Source organism: Mesorhizobium ciceri biovar biserrulae WSM1271 (assembly GCF_000185905.1).
Lineage (GTDB): Bacteria > Pseudomonadota > Alphaproteobacteria > Rhizobiales > Rhizobiaceae > Mesorhizobium > Mesorhizobium ciceri.
Genome location: NC_014923.1, coordinates 1064748 through 1080311 on the forward strand (window position 1 = coordinate 1064748; position 15564 = coordinate 1080311).

The following is a 15564-nucleotide window of genomic DNA, read 5'->3' on the forward strand; positions in this document are numbered from 1 at the left end:
TCATGAGCGGCAAAAACACCGACATGCGCACGCCGCTGGCGAGGGTCCGCGGCCTTGGCTCCGCCCGCGAGGGCACCGGGCATTTCTGGCGCCAGCGCCTGACCGCGATCGCCAACATCCCGCTGATCCTGTTCTTCGTCGGTTTCCTGATCGCGCTCAACGGCGCCGACCACGAGCATGTGCGGGCAGCCCTTGCCAACCCGTTCGTGGCGCTGGTGATGGCCCTGGTGCTCATCTCCGGTCTCACCCATATGCGGATCGGCATGCAGGTGATCATCGAGGATTACGTGCATGGCGAAGGCATGAAGCTGGCGCTGATCGCGCTCAATACATTTTTCACCATAGCGGTCGGCGTCGCCTCGATCTTCGCCCTGCTCAAGCTGGCATTCGGAGGCTGAGTTGGCCAAGGACGCGAAACAAGCCAACACGGCAGGCTATACCTTTGTCGACCACAAGTTCGACGTGGTGGTCGTTGGCGCCGGCGGCGCCGGCCTGCGCGCCACGCTCGGCATGGCCGAACAGGGGCTGCGCACCGCCTGCATCAGCAAGGTGTTCCCGACCCGCTCGCACACGGTGGCGGCGCAAGGCGGCATTGCCGCCTCGCTGTCCAACATGGGTCCCGATTCCTGGCAATGGCACATGTACGACACCGTCAAGGGCTCGGACTGGCTGGGCGATGTCGACGCCATGGAATATCTGGTGCGCGAGGCGCCGGCCGCGGTCTACGAGCTCGAACATTACGGCGTGCCGTTTTCGCGCACCGAAGAGGGCAAGATCTACCAGCGGCCGTTCGGCGGCCACATGATGAACTATGGCGAAGGTCCCCCCGTGCAGCGCACCTGTGCCGCCGCCGACCGCACCGGGCATGCCATCCTGCATACGCTTTACGGCCAGTCGCTGAAGAACAATGCGCAGTTCTTCATCGAGTATTTCGCGCTCGACCTGATCATGGAGCCGGACGGCACCTGCACCGGTGTCGTCGCCTGGAACCTGGATGACGGCACCATCCACCGCTTCTCGGCCAAGATGGTGGTGCTGGCGACCGGCGGCTATGGCCGCGCCTATTTCTCGGCCACCTCGGCGCACACCTGCACCGGCGACGGCGGCGGCATGGCCGCGCGTGCCGGCTTTCCGCTGCAGGACATGGAGTTCGTGCAATTCCACCCGACCGGCATCTATGGCGCCGGCTGCCTGATCACCGAGGGTGCGCGCGGCGAGGGCGGCTATCTCGTCAATTCCGAGGGCGAGCGCTTCATGGAGCGCTATGCGCCGTCAGCCAAGGACCTTGCCTCGCGCGACGTCGTCTCGCGCTGCATGACGCTGGAGATCCGCGAAGGCCGCGGCGTCGGCAAGAACAAGGACCACATCTTCCTGCATCTCGACCATCTCGATCCCGCCGTCCTGCATGAGCGGCTGCCAGGGATTTCGGAATCGGCCAAGATCTTTGCCGGTGTCGACCTGACCAAGGAGCCGATCCCGGTGCTGCCCACGGTCCACTACAATATGGGCGGCGTGCCGACCAATTACTGGGGCGAGGTGCTCAATCCGACGGCGCTCAATCCAGACCAGGTGTCGCCCGGATTGATGGCTGTCGGCGAAGCCGGCTGCGCCTCCGTGCACGGCGCCAACAGGCTCGGTTCGAATTCGTTGATCGATCTTGTGGTGTTCGGCCGCGCGGCGGCGATCCGCGCCGGCCAGGTCATCGACCGCAAGTCGGCGATCCCTTCGCCCAACGAAGCCTCGGTCGAAAAGATCATGGACCGCTTCGACCGGCTGCGCCACGCCAACGGCTCGACGCCGACGGCGGTGCTGCGTGAAAAGATGCAGAAGGCGATGCAGGAAGACGCGGCCGTATTCCGCACGCAGGAGTCGCTCGAAAATGGCTGTAAGCGCATTTCGCAGATCTGGGGCGAGTTGAAGGACATCAAAGTGTCCGACCGCTCGATGATCTGGAACTCCGATCTGGTCGAAACGCTGGAGCTCGAAAACCTGATGGCCAATGCCATCACCACGGTCTACAGCGCCGAGGCGCGCAAGGAGAGCCGTGGCGCGCACGCACGCGAGGACTTTTCGGCGCGCGACGACGCGGTCTGGCGCAAGCATACGCTGGCCAGGCTGAGCGAAGACGGCAAGGTGGCCCTCTCCTACCGGCCGGTGCACACCGAGCCGCAGCTGGCTGAAAAGGGCGGCGGCATCAGCCTCGCCAAGATCGCGCCCAAGGCCAGAGTGTATTGAGGATCGAACATGGTTGAACTCACGCTCCCCAAGAATTCGCAGATCAAGCCGGGCAAGACCTGGCCGAAGCCGGAGGGCGCCACCAATCTGCGGGAATACCGCATCTATCGCTGGTCGCCGGACGACGACGAGAACCCGCGCATCGACACCTATTTCGTCGACATGGACGATTGCGGGCCGATGGTGCTCGACGCGCTGCTGTGGATCAAGAACAAGATCGACCCGACGCTGACCTTGCGGCGTTCCTGCCGCGAAGGCATTTGCGGCTCCTGCGCCATGAACATCGACGGTTCCAACACGCTCGCCTGCACCAAGGGCTGCGACGACATTTCGGGCGCGGTAAAAGTCTACCCGCTGCCGCATATGCAGGTGGTCAAGGATCTAGTGCCCGACCTCACCAATTTCTACGCCCAGCACGCGTCGATCCAGCCCTGGCTGAAGACGGTGTCGCCGGAGCCGGCCAAGGAGTGGCTGCAGAGCCATGAGGACCGCGAGAAGCTCGACGGGCTCTATGAATGCATATTGTGCGCCTGCTGCTCGACCTCGTGCCCGAGCTATTGGTGGAACGGCGACCGCTATCTCGGCCCGGCAACGCTTCTGCAGGCCTATCGCTGGCTGATCGATAGCCGCGACGAGGCCACCGGCGAGCGGCTCGACAATCTCGAAGACCCGTTCCGGCTCTATCGCTGCCACACCATCATGAACTGCGCGCAGACCTGCCCCAAAGGCCTCAACCCGGCCAAGGCGATCGCGGAGATCAAGAAGATGATGGTGGAGAGAAGGGTTTAGGCGGTTGGTTGGTTGCCGGCGAGAGTAATCCAATGAGCGATGACCTTCCCATCCTTTCCCCTGTGGAAGCTCGCATTCTTGGCTGCCTGATCGAGAAGAAGGAGCTGACGCCGGATGTCTATCCGCTGACGCTCAACGCGGCACTGGCTGCCGCCAACCAGAAGACGGCGCGCGAGCCGGTGATGGCGCTGGAGCAGAGCGAGGTGCACCGGGGGCTGAAGCTGCTCGAACAAAAGGGGCTGGTGCGGCAGATGTTCGGTTCGCGTGTCGAGCGCTACGAGCACCAGATGGCGCAGCGCTTCTCGCTGACCACACCGCAGACCGCCTTGATCGGCTTGCTGTTGCTGCGCGGGCCGCAGACGGCCCATGAATTGTCGGCGCGCACCGAGCGCATGGCACGGTTTTCGTCGATCGAAGATCTGCGCGCCGAGCTCGACATGCTGATCGGCCGCCGACCGCCACTCATCCAGGAAATCCCACGCGGACCGGGCCAGCGCGAGGAGCGTTACGTCCATCTGCTGAGCGGGACTCCGCAGATCGCCCCCATCGCCATGCAGGCTGCGTCGGCTGCTTCATCTGCCTCCGGCCTCGAGGAGCGCGTCAGCGCCCTCGAGGAGGAGATTGCAATGTTACGCGCCCGCATCGACGCGCTGACCGGCGAGCGCTAGGCTCACCTCCTCGAGTAAACGCCGCTCGCTTCGCCGTCGGGGTCGATCAGCCGCAACTGGTTGCCGTCCAGTTGCCAACGCAAGGAGACCGGCTTCAGGTCACCGGGCTTGAATTTCCAGAGGCCCGTGAGGTCGGGCCGGCAACCATTGACGGATTTGTAGGTTCCTGCCGTCGGCGTGAAAACCAGGGTCGAACCGCGCACGGAGGCCTTACCGGTTTTCAGGGTCAGCGACCGGACCTGACCGCAGCCGTCGACCAGAGACGATTGGAACAGCGCGTAATAGGTGCGCCCGTCAGCCCCGAAGGTAAAGGTGACGCTGCCGCCGCTGCCTGGATCGCAGTTGCTGAATGTGTCGCAATAATTGCCGCTGGCAACTGCAAAACCCCACTTGCCGACAAGCGCTGCCGGCATCGCACCGAGGCGCGAGCGTGTCGTCGGTCCCTTGCCCTGGCCGTAAGCGCCGCCGGCGCTGAAGGCCAGCCAGCCGGCAAGCCCGACAAGTGCCGCCCGGCAGGCGTGGTGTGACGAGGCCCTCAACATCCTTTGCTCGCAACAAGCTGCCGGAGATAGACAAGCCGCGTGCCGATGACATTGTTGACGATCGCCGTCTTGCCGGCCGGCGCCATGCCGCCGTATTTCTTGACCGACGGCCCATGATTCTTCGCCTCTTCGTAACCTGCCATCAATTGCCGCAGATCCGCACAGGACATCGAGGCGTACTTCGCCTGCTCCTGCGGGCTGATGACGCTCGATTGCGCCATGCCGGCGGAGTTGGCCGCCGCCATGCCGGCCATGCCGACGACCGCAGAAACCGGGTTGATGCCGACGCAGCCCGATAGGCCGAGGCACAGGACCGGTGCCGCCAGGACTGTATGCCGGACGCTCATGGCCGACGCTCCCCACACGGCCGCTTCGGATCGCGATGGTCGGCGACGGTTCCGCCGAGAGCGATGGACAACAGATAGACGCGTGGATTGAAGCCTGCCGAGGCGAGCCCCGACAGTGTCCTGAACAATTGCAAATGATACATCGAACCCCCTTGTGGCTGTTTGCGATGCGCTTCCTGATCGGAAACGCGCTGCAAACTAGGTCCGGCAAAAGCGGGCAGCTTGGACGCAGCGGCCCTAAAAACGGCCCAAACGGCCCTGTATTGACGTTTTCGGAGGCGCGGCGCATATCACGCCGCTTCCAATTGACCTGAGGCATGGGGGATGCCGGTGACGGCGACGATGGGGCCAACCGCCTCGTTCCGACTGATGACGGACGCGCTTCCGGAGCGGGATCGCGTCGAGGTCATGCGCGAGGTCTATGGCCGCACGGTGCTCAAGGTCGATCTCGATCCACTCGGCCCGACGCATGTCGATATGCAGGTGCGCGCGTTGCCTGGCCTCGGCATCGCCACGGGCACGTGTTCGGAATTCCGCGTCCATCATTCGACGTCGCTGATCGACAGCGACGATCTCGTCCTCCTGGTCGCCCTCGATGGCGCAAGCGTGATGAAGCATCGCGGCCGCGAGGAGCCGGTCGGCAACGGCCAGGCGCTGATGATGAGCGGCGAGGAGGTCGGCCTCAATGTCATCCAGCCAGGCGGTCTTCGCTTCGTCAATATGAGCTTCTCGCTCAAGGCACTGTCACCGCTGATCGGCGACCCGGCCCCGGCGCTGATGCAGCCGCTGCCAACCTCCGGCGGGGCGATGCGGCTGCTGCTCGACTATGTCAGGTCGATCCAGGATGCCGGCGACGTGCTGACCCCGGAGGCCTGGCATCTGGCGACGACGCATATTTTCGATCTCGTCGCTCTGGCCATGGGTGCCACCCGAGACGCGGCAGAAATCGCCCGGGGCCGAGGCGTGCGCGTGGCGCGGCTGCGTGCCATCAAGGCCGAAATAACAGCCCATGGCGGCGACCTGTCGGCCGAAGACATCGCCCGCCGTCACCGCCTTTCGGCCCGCTACATCAGAAAACTGTTCGAGAGCGAAGGCACGTCGCTGTCGGATTTCATGCTGTGCCAGCGCCTGTTGCGCGCGCATCGGATGCTCAGCAATCCTCGTCATGCCGGACGCAGCATCACGGCGATCGCCTTCGAGGCAGGCTTCAACGACCTCTCCTATTTCAACCGGGCGTTCCGGCGGCGCTACGGCGCGACGCCATCGGATGTGCGGGCGGCCGCGTTGAAGGGCTGACCGCAAACGAAAACGCCGGCCCAAGGGCCAGCGGTTTCTGGATGAATTTGCCGTTCGGGCCTTCAGCCGAGCTTGGCGTCGAGCGATACGTTTATGGCGCCGAGCGCCTTCGAGACCGGGCAGCCGGCCTTGGCCTTTTCGGCCAATTCCTTGAACTTCGCCGCGTCGATGCCCGGGACCTTGCCGACCACTGTGAGGGCGCTTCCGGTGATCCCGGTGCCGGGAACCAGCGTCACCACGGCCTTGGCGTCGAGTTCGGTGGCCGGCGTGCCGTTCTCGGCCAGGAAATGCGAAAACTGCATGGCAAAGCAGCCGGCGTGCGCCGCCGCGATCAGCTCTTCAGGGTTGGTGCCGGATTTGCCGCTCTCGTCCTCGAAGCGCGCTTTGAACGAATAGGGCGTGCCCTTCAGGGTTCCGCTCTGGGTGTCGAGCGTGCCCGTGCCCTCTTTCAGATTGCCTTTCCAGACGGCGTTTGCGGTGCGGTCCATGAATTCCTCCTTATTACAGCGGTGGCGCCGGCCAGGCGGCGTTCCTCCCAACTATAGCGCGGGCGCGAGGGAAGGCCACCGCGCTGTTTGCGCGCGCATGCAGCACCGGCGAGCCGCACCGAATTTTTTTGAAAAATGTACGTGCAAGAATGTCGACTTGCATCGGCCCCGACCGTCCTGCGGGCGGCCACGGATTCTCGTGGCGGATGGAGGTTCGCATGAACAATCTGTTTTCTGCCCATTGGACAAGCACCTGCCGAACGGCCGATCCAGGGAAAAGCGACCCGCTGCATGTGCCGCCCTCCGGCTTCGGCCGGCTGCTTGCGGCAGTTGCAATCATCGGCGTTGCGGTCAGCCTTCTCGACCATGTCGCTGCCGGCAAGAACTCAACCGATACCGTGATCGCCTATGGTTCGTCACAGCAAGGGAGCTGGAAATGAAATATGTCTGTCTGGTCTATGGCGAGGAAAACGACCTCCATGCCATGACGCCGGAGCGTCTGGCCAAGCTCGATGCCGATTCGATGGCTCATGACCGGTCATTGGATCATCGTGGGGTGCTGATCGTCGCGCAGGCGCTGCAATCGGTGAAAACGTCGAAGACGGTGCGGCGACGCCAGGGCAAGCGGCTGATCACCGACGGCCCGTTCGCCGAAACCAAGGAGCAGTTGCTTGGCTTCGTCATGATCGAGGCCGACAATCTCGACCAGGCGCTGGAGATCGCCGGCGAGATCCCGCTGGCCGAAATCGGCACCATCGAGGTGCGGGCGATCTACGATGTGCCGGGGTCATAGCCCCCGCCATGTGCTACAGCCACGCGGAAACCAAGGCGTTCGATTGAACGATCGTCCTTGTTCATTTCGTGCGCAAGCTTTGCGTGTTGAAGCAATGCAAGAGTTCTCCTATCGTCGCCGGAATTCTTGGGGGATTTCGACATGCCTTTCCTGATTGCCGCACTTGGTGTGTTGGGAGCGGCGGCGTTCTGGTGGTACCGGATGAAGGCGATGAACGACGCGGCTCGCGAGGTTGCGGACGTTGTCGGGCGCGTGCAGGGCAACATCCGTCGCAAGAAGCTGCGCAAGCAGGCGGCTCTGTCGCCTCTGACGGCGATCGATGATCCGGTCGTAGCGGCGGCTACGCTGATCACATCAATCGTCTCCGAGGATGGGCCCATCCTGCCGCAGCGCGAGGCTGTCATCCGCGCGGTGATTTCCGAGATCGCCGACAAGAAGAAGACCGACGAGGCGGTGATCTACGCCAAATGGGCGGCGGCGCAGGTCGACGACACCACCGTCGTCATCGACAAGCTGGCGCCGTTCCTGCGCGAACGCCTCGATGTCGCCGAGCGAAACGATCTGCTGCAGATGGTCAACCGCGCCGCCCAGGGCGGGGAAAAACGCCTCGAAATATCCGACCAGAGGATATTGCGGCTGCGGCAGAAGCTGGGTTTCGAGGTCAACTGAGCGATAGCGCTCAGATCGCCTCGCCCTTCAACAATCGCGGCGTGCTGGCGGACAACCCCGACGCCTGCCGTATAAAAAAGTCCTTCAGGCGCGGCATGCGTTCGACAAGGCCGAGGCCGATGTCGCGGACGGTTCGCAGCGGGCCGATATCGTTGGAAAACAGCCGGTTCAGCGCGTCCGTGGTGATGCCCATCTGCACCGTGTCGAAGCGGCGCCATTGCTGGTAGCGTTCGAGGACGTCGAGCGCGCCGATGTCCTGGCCGAGCCGGTCGGCCTCGACGATCACCTCAGCCAAAGCCGCGACATCCTTGAAGCCGAGATTGAGGCCCTGGCCGGCGATAGGGTGGATGCCGTGGGCGGCGTCACCCGCGAGCGCGATGCGGGGTGCTATGAAGGCACGCGCAATGGTCAAGCCGAGTGGCCAGGCGCGCGGCTTGTCGGCGACGCGGATTTCGCCAAGCTTCAGGCCGAAACGCTGTTCGAGTTCGTGCTCGAAGACGAGATCGTCGCCTGTCACCAGCTTCTCTGCATCTTCCGCACGTTCGACCCAGACGATCGACGAGCGGTTGGTGCCGTCCTCGCCAGGCTTGAGCGGCAGCGTGGCGAAGGGTCCCGCCGGCAGGAAATGCTCTTCGGCGCGGCCGTTGTGCGGGCGTTCATGCGCTACCGTGCAGACGATGCCGGACTGGCCATACTCCCACTTCACCGTCTTGATGCCGGCCATGTCGCGCAGCTTGGAGTTGACGCCGTCGGCGGCGACCAGCAGCCGCGCCTTCAGCGTCGCACCGTCGGCAAGGTGCACGGTGATGCCACTGCCGTTGGTCTCGAAACCCTGCACCGCGACGCCTTCGATGATATCGATGCCGAGCTTTTCGGCGCTGGCCCGCAAGGCGCCGTTCAGCACCTTGTTGGCGACCATATGCGCAAAGGGCTCGCCCGGCGCCACTTCGCCGCCGAAGGTCAGGAAGACCGGACGCACCGGATCGGCGGTGCGCGAATCGGTGATGATCATCTCAGTGATCGCCTGCGCCTGGGGTGCGATCTCGGCCCACACGCCGAGCTGGTCGAGCATGCGGCAGGCGGCAGCGGCAATGGCCGAGGCGCGGCCATCCCTTTGCCAGGCGCCAGCAGGTGCCGCATCGACGAGAGCGATGGCGAGGCCCGGTCGCGCCTGTTTCAGCGATACGGCGGCGGCCAGGCCGACATAGCCGGCGCCGGCGACCAGGACATCGAGCCCGGATCTGTTTTTCGTGTCCGCCTTGCGTTCCATCATCTTCGCTCCTGCGCCGGCCGGGTCTTGCGCCCTTGACTGCCTGTCCGTCCTGTCGGAAACCGCCATAACACTTCTGCGGCGAGGGCGCGAAATATGACGGCAGCCATGGACGAGCTTCTCGGCATTCTCGACCTCGAGAAGCTGGAACACAATCTGTATCGTGGTCGCAGCCCGCTGCTCGACTGGCAGCGCGTGTTCGGCGGCCAGACCATCGCCCAGGCGCTGGTGGCGGCGCAGCGGACAGTGGATCCCGATCGGTACGTGCATTCGCTGCACGGCTATTTCATGCGGCCCGGCGACACCAAGGTGCCGATCGTCTACGAGGTCGACCGCATTCGCGACGGCGGCTCCTTCACCACGCGGCGCGTGGTGGCGGTCCAGCACGGCCAGGCGATCTTTTCGCTCGAAGCCTCGTTCCAGCAGGATGAGGTCGGCCTGGAGCACCAGGTGCCGATGCCGCAGGACGTTCCGGGGCCGGACACATTGCTGTCGCAACGCGAATTGCTGGGCAAATTCGGCGAGGCGGTGCCCGATGGCATCAAACGCTACTGGGAGCGCGACCGGCCGATCGAGATGAAGCCGGTGATGCTGAAGCATTACACCAGCCGCGAAAAGCTGGAGCCAAAGCAGAACATCTGGATCCGCACCACCGGTCCGGTGCCGGCGGACCGCGCCATCCAGGCAGCGGTGCTCGCCTATCTCTCCGACATGACGCTGCTCGACACATCGACCTTCGCGCATGGCCGCGCCATTTTCGATCGCGATATCCAGGCGGCGAGCCTCGACCACGCCATGTGGTTCCACCGCAGCCATGCGCTCGACGACTGGATGCTCTACACGCAGGACAGCCCGTCGACGCAGGGCTCGCGCGGCTTTACACGCGGCTCGCTGTTTGCCCGCGACGGTACGCTGATTGCCTCGGTTGCGCAGGAAGGGCTGATCCGGCTCAAGCGATCGCCTGCAGAGTAGGCATTTTTCAAAATTTGCCTAATTTTTAAGCAGGCGTATCGCCGCAGCTGTGGGCAGGTTGCGTCGGTGCACCCCCTAATCTCTTTGTTTACAGTGGGTTAACACCCTGCTTCGGCACTTGGCACGGAGCTTGAATCCTTGTGGGCACTCTCCGGCTCTTTGGGATCGGTGAAGGTGTACAAACGCGGGGGACCGCAACAGCAAAGGGTGAAACCTTATGAAAATCGTGATGGCAATCATCAAGCCGTTCAAGCTCGACGAGGTACGCGAAGCGCTCACCGCCGTCGGCATCCAGGGCCTGACCGTCACCGAAGTCAAAGGCTACGGGCGTCAGAAAGGGCATACGGAGATCTATCGCGGGGCGGAATACGCGGTCAGCTTCCTGCCGAAGATCAAGATCGAAGTCGCGGTCAGTGCCGACATGGTCGACAAGGCCGTCGAAGCCATCACCGCAGCCGCCAAGACCGGCCAGATCGGCGACGGCAAGATCTTCGTTTTCGGCATCGATCAGGCGGTGCGCATCCGCACCGGCGAAACAGACACCGACGCGCTCTGAGCGGCGATCACGTATTCCAATGGAGAGTTCAATGAATATTCCTTCCACCTTGAAGACGACGGGACGAGCTGCCCTTTTGGGTTCGCTTGCTCTCGCAGCATTGGGCACGGTCGCCGCCTTCGCACAGGAAGCGGCACCGGCCGCAGCCGCGGCCGCGCCGGCTGCTGCCCCGACCCCGGTGCTCGACACCGGCAACACCGCCTGGATGCTGACCTCGACGGCGCTGGTGCTGATGATGACCATTCCGGGCCTTGCGCTGTTCTACGGCGGCATGGTGCGCAAGAAGAACGTGCTCGCCACCGTCATGCAGAGCTTCGCCATCACCTGCCTGGTGACGGTGCTGTGGTTCATGTTCGGCTATTCGCTGGCCTTCTCGGACGGCGGCGGCGTGAACAGCTATATCGGCGGCACCTCGAAGTTCTTCCATCACGGCATCACCACGGCCTCGCTGTGGCTGCCGGGCGTCGCCAACATTCCTGAATTCGTGTTCTCGATGTTCCAGATGACGTTCGCCATCATCACGCCGGCGCTCATTGCCGGCGCCTTCGCCGAACGCATGAAGTTCTCGGCGCTGCTGATCTTCATGGCGTTGTGGCTGCTGGTCGTCTACGTGCCGATCGCGCATTGGGTCTGGGGTGGCGGCTTCCTCGGATCGGCGGGCGTGCTCGACTTTGCCGGCGGTACGGTCGTTCACATCAATGCCGGTGTCGCCGGTCTGGTCTGTGCGCTGGTTCTCGGCAAGCGCGAAGGCTATGGCACCACCAACATGGCGCCGCATAACCTGGTCTATTCGGTGATCGGCGCTTCGCTGCTGTGGGTTGGCTGGTTCGGCTTCAACGCCGGTTCGGAACTGGCAGCCGACGGTCTTGCCGGCGCTGCCATGCTCAACACCCAGGTTGCCACCGCGGCGGCGGCACTGGCCTGGATGTTCGCCGAATGGATCGTCGCCAAGAAGCCTTCCGTGCTCGGCATCATCTCGGGTGCGGTTGCCGGCCTGGTCGCAGTGACGCCGGCTTCCGGCTTCGTCAACCCGACCGGTGCCTTCATCGTCGGCATCGTCGCAGGCGTCGTCTGCTACCTCTCGGCGGTCAAGGTCAAGCACATGTTCGGCTATGACGACTCGCTCGACGCCTTCGGCGTGCATGGCGTCGGCGGTGTGGTCGGCGCTCTGCTCACCGGCGTGCTCGCCGACCCGGCGATCAACAGCCTCGGCGCAGGTGCTTCGCTCGGCAAGCAGATCTACGGCGTTGCCGTCACCATCGTGTGGACCGGCATTGCCACCTTCGTGCTCCTCTACATCGTCAAGGCGCTTGTCGGCCTGCGCCCGACGACCCAGGAAGAGGTCGAAGGCCTCGACATCTCCCAGCATGGCGAAGTGGTGCCGTAAGGCCAGCTTAGCCAAGGGGCCGGCGGAACCCTCCTCCCGCCGGCCCCATATCTCCACGCAATTCCGAATGGAAAGCGCTGCACAGTTCTCCTGGAATTGCTTTGAAAGATCCCGTCGTGACGCTCCCGAAAGGAGTTCACGCATTGAGGCCCGGATCGCATCCGGGCCTCTTTTTTTGGCAAGCCATTCCGGCAATGCCCGGCTTCACGCAATCACGTTCGCGTGATCATGTTTTTTGAGGAAACAACGACCGCTCTGGTTCCGAACCGTGGGGACGATCGTCGTTCTGACGCTCGTGCCAAACAACAGGGAAGGAAACCATCTCATGAACCTCAAGAACATCTGTCTCGGAGCGCTTGCTCTTTCCATGATCGGCGGCGTGGCATTTGCCGGTGCTCTGGACGAGCCCGACAACATGGCGCCGTTCTTCACGGATTCCGGCATGAAAACCATGAAGCCGATGGCGGACTTCAAGACAGCTTTCATGGCCATGCCGATGGAAAAGCAGGAAGCGATGAAGAAGGAATGCCAGGATGCGGCGATGAGCAAGCCGCATGCGGAATTCTGCGCCAATGTGCAGGCGCTCGGCGGCGCCAACTGATTTGCCGCGATCGGGCCGAGACCCGATCTCCGTTCAGACGACCAATGGCGGGCCGGCAGCCCGCCATTGTTTCATTCGATGGAGCTCCATCGGTCCGTCGTCCATCATTGCCTCATACGGCTCAACCGGCGGTAATGAGGTTTGAGCGTCTCAACCTCTTATAGTTAATGCGCCCTTAACCTTCCCACCGATAGTCTGAGACCCGAATCTGCCGGAGTGCGCCACGCACCCGGCGAGTCCACGACAGACGGGGAAGAGCATGCGTTCAGGGGCTTCAGCACCGCTCGCGCTGGCCGATACGGGGCACGGCATCCAGGCGTTCGCGCGGCGTCAGGTCGGGCGGCTGGTTGGCGTCGGCCTGTTCGCGCTGGCCGCCTTTGGCGTTGCCAGCCTTGCCACCTGGAATGTCGCCGATCCGAGTTTTTCCCACGCGACGAACAACACCGTCACCAACGCCATGGGCTATGCGGGTGCCGTGTTCTCCGACCTCGCCATGCAGTTCTTCGGCCTCGCCGCCGTCGCCGCCCTGGTTCCGACGGTCATCTGGGGCTTCCTGCTGTTTTCCGCGCGCGGCGTCGACAGGCTGCCCAAGCGCGGGTTGTCCTGGTTCGGCTTCGCGCTGCTGGCCGCGGCGATGGTCGGCTGCGTGGTGCCGCCCAAGACCTGGCCGCTGCCCACCGGCCTCGGCGGCGTGTTCGGCGACATGGTGCTGAAGATCCCCGGTGTCGTCATCGGCGGCTATCCGACCGGGCTGATCGCCAGCATCATCGCCATCCTGCTTTCGGCGCCCGCACTGTGGCTCTTTGCCCATGGCTCGGCGCTGATCGGACGCAAGAACGGCTTTGCGGTGATGGAGGACGAGCCCGCCGTCGATCCGCGCGAGGACGACCTTTTGTTCGACAATGACGAGGACGAAGGCGACGAGGGCATCCTGGCGCTCGGCGCCATCACCCATTGGTGGCTGTCGCTGCGCGCGTGGATGCACCGCCGCGCCGTGCGCCGCAGGCAAGAGCGGGACGAGTACGAGCCGGAGATGGAGCAGCGCTCCACCGCCTGGCGCCGCGCCGCCGAACGGGTCGAATCGGCCGAGTTCGCCGAGCAGCGGATGAGCCAGGATGGCCGCGCCCGCGTCGAGCCGGAATTCTTCGCCGCCATGGTCAATGACCGCAGCGCCTCGCTCGACCCCGACGATGCCGATATCTTCGACGACCGCTTCGACAATGCGGGCGAGGATGCCGATTTCGACGATGAGCCTGTCGTGCAACGCCGCGGCGCGCCGACCGCCAAGGTACAGCCGTTCCGTTCCGATGCCGCCACGCGCGTCGAGGCGCCGGCGGCGCGCCCCGTGCCAGGCGCCCGTGTGCAGCGCGAGGCGCAGACATCGCTGATCGGCTCTGAAAAATTTGAAATGCCGTCGCTGCACTTCCTCTCCGAGCCGAAGAACGTGGTGCGCGACGCCAGCCTGTCCAAGGACGCGCTGGAACAGAATGCTCGCCTGCTCGAAGGCGTGCTGGAGGATTTCGGCGTCAAGGGCGAGATCATCGCCGTCCGTCCGGGTCCGGTCGTCACGCTCTATGAGCTCGAACCGGCGCCCGGCATCAAATCGTCGCGCGTCATCGGCCTGTCCGACGACATCGCCCGCTCGATGAGCGCCATCGCCTGCCGCGTCGCGGTGGTGCCCGGCCGCAACGCCATCGGCATCGAACTGCCGAACGCCAAGCGCGAAACCGTCTATCTCAGGGAGATCCTGGCCAGCCGCGATTTCGAGACGACGAAGGCCAAGCTGGCACTGGCGCTGGGCAAGACCATCAATGGCGAGGCGGTCATCGTCGACATCGCCAAGATGCCGCACGTGCTGGTCGCCGGCACCACCGGCTCGGGCAAGTCGGTCGCCATCAACACCATGATCCTGTCGCTGCTCTACCGGCTGACGCCGCAGGATTGCCGGCTGATCATGATCGATCCGAAGATGCTGGAACTCTCGGTCTATGACGGCATCCCGCATCTGCTGACGCCCGTCGTCACCGATCCGAAGAAGGCGGTGGTGGCGCTGAAATGGACCGTGCGCGAGATGGAGGACCGCTACCGCAAGATGTCCAAGGTCGGCGTGCGCAACATCGACGGCTTCAACGCCCGCGTCAGCCAGGCGGACAAGAAGGGTGAGAAGATCTCGCGCACCGTTCAGACCGGCTTCGACCGCCAGACCGGCGAGGCGATCTACGAGACCGAGAACCTCGATCTCGAGCCGATGCCCTATATCGTCGTCATCATCGACGAGATGGCCGACCTGATGATGGTCGCCGGCAAGGACATCGAAGGTGCCGTGCAGCGCCTGGCTCAGATGGCGCGCGCCGCCGGCATCCATGTCATCATGGCAACGCAGCGGCCGTCGGTCGACGTCATCACCGGCACCATCAAGGCCAATTTCCCGACCCGCATCTCCTTCCAGGTGACGTCGAAGATCGACAGCCGCACCATTCTGGGCGAGCAGGGCGCCGAGCAGCTGCTCGGCATGGGCGACATGCTCTACATGGCCGGCGGCGGCCGTATCCAGCGCGTGCACGGCCCGTTCGTCGCCGATGAAGAGGTCGAGAAGATCGTCGCGCATCTGAAGCTGCAGGGCGTGCCGGAGTATCTCGACGCCATCACCGAGGATGATGGCGAGGATGACGACGAGCCGTCAGGCAAGGGTGGAGCGAGCGGCGGTGGCGGCAACAGCAATTTCGAGGATTCCGACGATCCTTACGATCAGGCGGTCTCCGTGGTGCTGCGCGATGGCAAGGCCTCGACCAGCTATATCCAGCGCCGGCTGGGCATCGGCTATAACCGCGCTGCCTCGATCATCGAGAAGATGGAGAAGGAAGGTATCGTCGGCCCGGCCAACCATGCCGGCAAGCGCGAGATCCTGGTGCCGACCGAAGAGGACAAGTTCTGACCAGAAAGCCTGACCC

The 15564-nt window shown here is 64.0% G+C and carries 17 protein-coding genes; 13 read left to right on the forward strand and 4 right to left on the reverse strand.

Annotated elements, in window-relative coordinates; translation table 11 throughout:
- Positions 1-2 precede the first annotated feature (2 nt).
- The 4 genes from sdhD to MESCI_RS05075 are packed head-to-tail and all read left to right on the forward strand — an operon-like array spanning position 3 to position 3692.
- On the forward strand, positions 3-398 hold the full coding sequence (gene sdhD / locus MESCI_RS05060; protein ID WP_013528875.1) for a succinate dehydrogenase, hydrophobic membrane anchor protein: 396 nt from the start codon (positions 3-5) through the stop codon (positions 396-398).
- Between the two features lies 1 nt (position 399).
- Positions 400-2235 (forward strand): succinate dehydrogenase flavoprotein subunit, encoded by a 1836-nt coding sequence (sdhA, locus tag MESCI_RS05065; RefSeq protein ID WP_013528876.1) that lies wholly within the window; start codon positions 400-402, stop codon positions 2233-2235.
- A gap of 9 nt (positions 2236-2244) precedes the next feature.
- Positions 2245-3024 (forward strand): succinate dehydrogenase iron-sulfur subunit, encoded by a 780-nt coding sequence (locus MESCI_RS05070; RefSeq protein WP_013528877.1) that lies wholly within the window; start codon positions 2245-2247, stop codon positions 3022-3024.
- Between the two features lie 32 nt (positions 3025-3056).
- Entirely contained in the window at positions 3057-3692 is a 636-nt protein-coding gene (locus MESCI_RS05075) for a YceH family protein (protein ID WP_024504993.1), read from the forward strand.
- 2 nt (positions 3693-3694) lie between these two features.
- Here the strand turns inward: MESCI_RS05075 and MESCI_RS05080 are convergent, their stop codons facing one another.
- Positions 3695-4234, reverse strand: coding sequence for an META domain-containing protein (locus tag MESCI_RS05080; protein ID WP_013528879.1), 540 nt, complete (start codon positions 4232-4234; stop codon positions 3695-3697).
- Positions 4228-4581: a hypothetical protein gene (locus tag MESCI_RS05085; protein WP_013528880.1), complete on the reverse strand. Its 354-nt coding sequence runs from the start codon at positions 4579-4581 to the stop codon at positions 4228-4230. The genes MESCI_RS05080 and MESCI_RS05085 overlap by 7 nt, the downstream gene beginning before the upstream one ends.
- 324 nt (positions 4582-4905) lie before the next feature.
- On the opposite strand from MESCI_RS05085, the gene MESCI_RS05090 reads away from it, so the two are divergent.
- Positions 4906-5877 (forward strand): helix-turn-helix transcriptional regulator, encoded by a 972-nt coding sequence (locus MESCI_RS05090; RefSeq protein ID WP_013528882.1) that lies wholly within the window; start codon positions 4906-4908, stop codon positions 5875-5877.
- A gap of 62 nt (positions 5878-5939) precedes the next feature.
- Here the strand turns inward: MESCI_RS05090 and MESCI_RS05095 are convergent, their stop codons facing one another.
- A complete protein-coding gene (locus MESCI_RS05095) occupies positions 5940-6365 on the reverse strand; it encodes an OsmC family protein (RefSeq protein WP_013528883.1) in 426 nt (141 codons plus the stop codon).
- A 218-nt stretch (positions 6366-6583) separates the two neighbouring features.
- Here MESCI_RS05095 and MESCI_RS05100 point away from each other — a divergent pair, with 218 nt between their 5' ends.
- The 3 genes from MESCI_RS05100 to MESCI_RS05110 all read left to right on the forward strand — a co-directional run bounded on the left by MESCI_RS05100 (position 6584) and on the right by MESCI_RS05110 (position 7827).
- Positions 6584-6805, forward strand: coding sequence for a hypothetical protein (locus MESCI_RS05100; protein WP_013528884.1), 222 nt, complete (start codon positions 6584-6586; stop codon positions 6803-6805).
- The gene (locus tag MESCI_RS05105; RefSeq protein ID WP_013528885.1) at positions 6802-7158 is read left to right on the forward strand and encodes a YciI family protein; all 357 of its coding nucleotides are present in this window, start codon (positions 6802-6804) and stop codon (positions 7156-7158) included. Before MESCI_RS05100 ends, MESCI_RS05105 begins: the two co-directional genes overlap by 4 nt.
- A gap of 141 nt (positions 7159-7299) precedes the next feature.
- The gene (locus tag MESCI_RS05110) at positions 7300-7827 is read left to right on the forward strand and encodes a hypothetical protein (protein WP_013528886.1); all 528 of its coding nucleotides are present in this window, start codon (positions 7300-7302) and stop codon (positions 7825-7827) included.
- Positions 7828-7837: 10 nt separating this feature from the next.
- Here the strand turns inward: MESCI_RS05110 and MESCI_RS05115 are convergent, their stop codons facing one another.
- Positions 7838-9097 (reverse strand): ubiquinone biosynthesis hydroxylase, encoded by a 1260-nt coding sequence (locus MESCI_RS05115; RefSeq protein ID WP_164920002.1) that lies wholly within the window; start codon positions 9095-9097, stop codon positions 7838-7840.
- Between the two features lie 96 nt (positions 9098-9193).
- Between MESCI_RS05115 and tesB the strand changes: the two genes are divergently transcribed.
- The 5 genes from tesB (at position 9194) to MESCI_RS05140 (ending at position 15548) form a co-directional block, all read left to right on the forward strand.
- Positions 9194-10069, forward strand: a complete 876-nt coding sequence (tesB, locus tag MESCI_RS05120; protein WP_013528888.1) for an acyl-CoA thioesterase II — start codon at positions 9194-9196, stop codon at positions 10067-10069.
- Positions 10070-10286: 217 nt separating this feature from the next.
- Positions 10287-10625, forward strand: a complete 339-nt coding sequence (locus MESCI_RS05125; protein WP_013528889.1) for a P-II family nitrogen regulator — start codon at positions 10287-10289, stop codon at positions 10623-10625.
- A gap of 31 nt (positions 10626-10656) precedes the next feature.
- The gene (locus MESCI_RS05130) at positions 10657-12012 is read left to right on the forward strand and encodes an ammonium transporter (protein WP_013528890.1); all 1356 of its coding nucleotides are present in this window, start codon (positions 10657-10659) and stop codon (positions 12010-12012) included.
- Positions 12013-12337: 325 nt separating this feature from the next.
- Positions 12338-12613, forward strand: coding sequence for a hypothetical protein (locus MESCI_RS05135; protein ID WP_013528891.1), 276 nt, complete (start codon positions 12338-12340; stop codon positions 12611-12613).
- A 259-nt stretch (positions 12614-12872) separates the two neighbouring features.
- Positions 12873-15548 (forward strand): DNA translocase FtsK, encoded by a 2676-nt coding sequence (locus tag MESCI_RS05140; protein ID WP_013528892.1) that lies wholly within the window; start codon positions 12873-12875, stop codon positions 15546-15548.
- The last annotated feature ends 16 nt before the right edge of the window (positions 15549-15564 follow it).

Excerpts from the sequence above, each read along its gene's own strand:
- sdhD (WP_013528875.1), top strand. The coding sequence starts at position 3 with ATGAGCGGCAAAAACACCGACATGCGCACGCCGCTGGCGAGGGTCCGC.
- MESCI_RS05070 (WP_013528877.1), top strand. The coding sequence starts at position 2,245 with ATGGTTGAACTCACGCTCCCCAAGAATTCGCAGATCAAGCCGGGCAAG.
- MESCI_RS05075 (WP_024504993.1), top strand. The coding sequence starts at position 3,057 with ATGAGCGATGACCTTCCCATCCTTTCCCCTGTGGAAGCTCGCATTCTT.
- MESCI_RS05080 (WP_013528879.1), bottom strand. The coding sequence starts at position 4,234 with ATGTTGAGGGCCTCGTCACACCACGCCTGCCGGGCGGCACTTGTCGGG.
- MESCI_RS05085 (WP_013528880.1), bottom strand. The coding sequence starts at position 4,581 with ATGAGCGTCCGGCATACAGTCCTGGCGGCACCGGTCCTGTGCCTCGGC.
- MESCI_RS05090 (WP_013528882.1), top strand. The coding sequence starts at position 4,906 with ATGCCGGTGACGGCGACGATGGGGCCAACCGCCTCGTTCCGACTGATG.
- MESCI_RS05095 (WP_013528883.1), bottom strand. The coding sequence starts at position 6,365 with ATGGACCGCACCGCAAACGCCGTCTGGAAAGGCAATCTGAAAGAGGGC.
- MESCI_RS05100 (WP_013528884.1), top strand. The coding sequence starts at position 6,584 with ATGAACAATCTGTTTTCTGCCCATTGGACAAGCACCTGCCGAACGGCC.
- MESCI_RS05105 (WP_013528885.1), top strand. The coding sequence starts at position 6,802 with ATGAAATATGTCTGTCTGGTCTATGGCGAGGAAAACGACCTCCATGCC.
- MESCI_RS05110 (WP_013528886.1), top strand. The coding sequence starts at position 7,300 with ATGCCTTTCCTGATTGCCGCACTTGGTGTGTTGGGAGCGGCGGCGTTC.
- MESCI_RS05115 (WP_164920002.1), bottom strand. The coding sequence starts at position 9,097 with ATGGAACGCAAGGCGGACACGAAAAACAGATCCGGGCTCGATGTCCTG.
- tesB (WP_013528888.1), top strand. The coding sequence starts at position 9,194 with ATGACGGCAGCCATGGACGAGCTTCTCGGCATTCTCGACCTCGAGAAG.
- MESCI_RS05125 (WP_013528889.1), top strand. The coding sequence starts at position 10,287 with ATGAAAATCGTGATGGCAATCATCAAGCCGTTCAAGCTCGACGAGGTA.
- MESCI_RS05130 (WP_013528890.1), top strand. The coding sequence starts at position 10,657 with ATGAATATTCCTTCCACCTTGAAGACGACGGGACGAGCTGCCCTTTTG.
- MESCI_RS05135 (WP_013528891.1), top strand. The coding sequence starts at position 12,338 with ATGAACCTCAAGAACATCTGTCTCGGAGCGCTTGCTCTTTCCATGATC.
- MESCI_RS05140 (WP_013528892.1), top strand. The coding sequence starts at position 12,873 with ATGCGTTCAGGGGCTTCAGCACCGCTCGCGCTGGCCGATACGGGGCAC.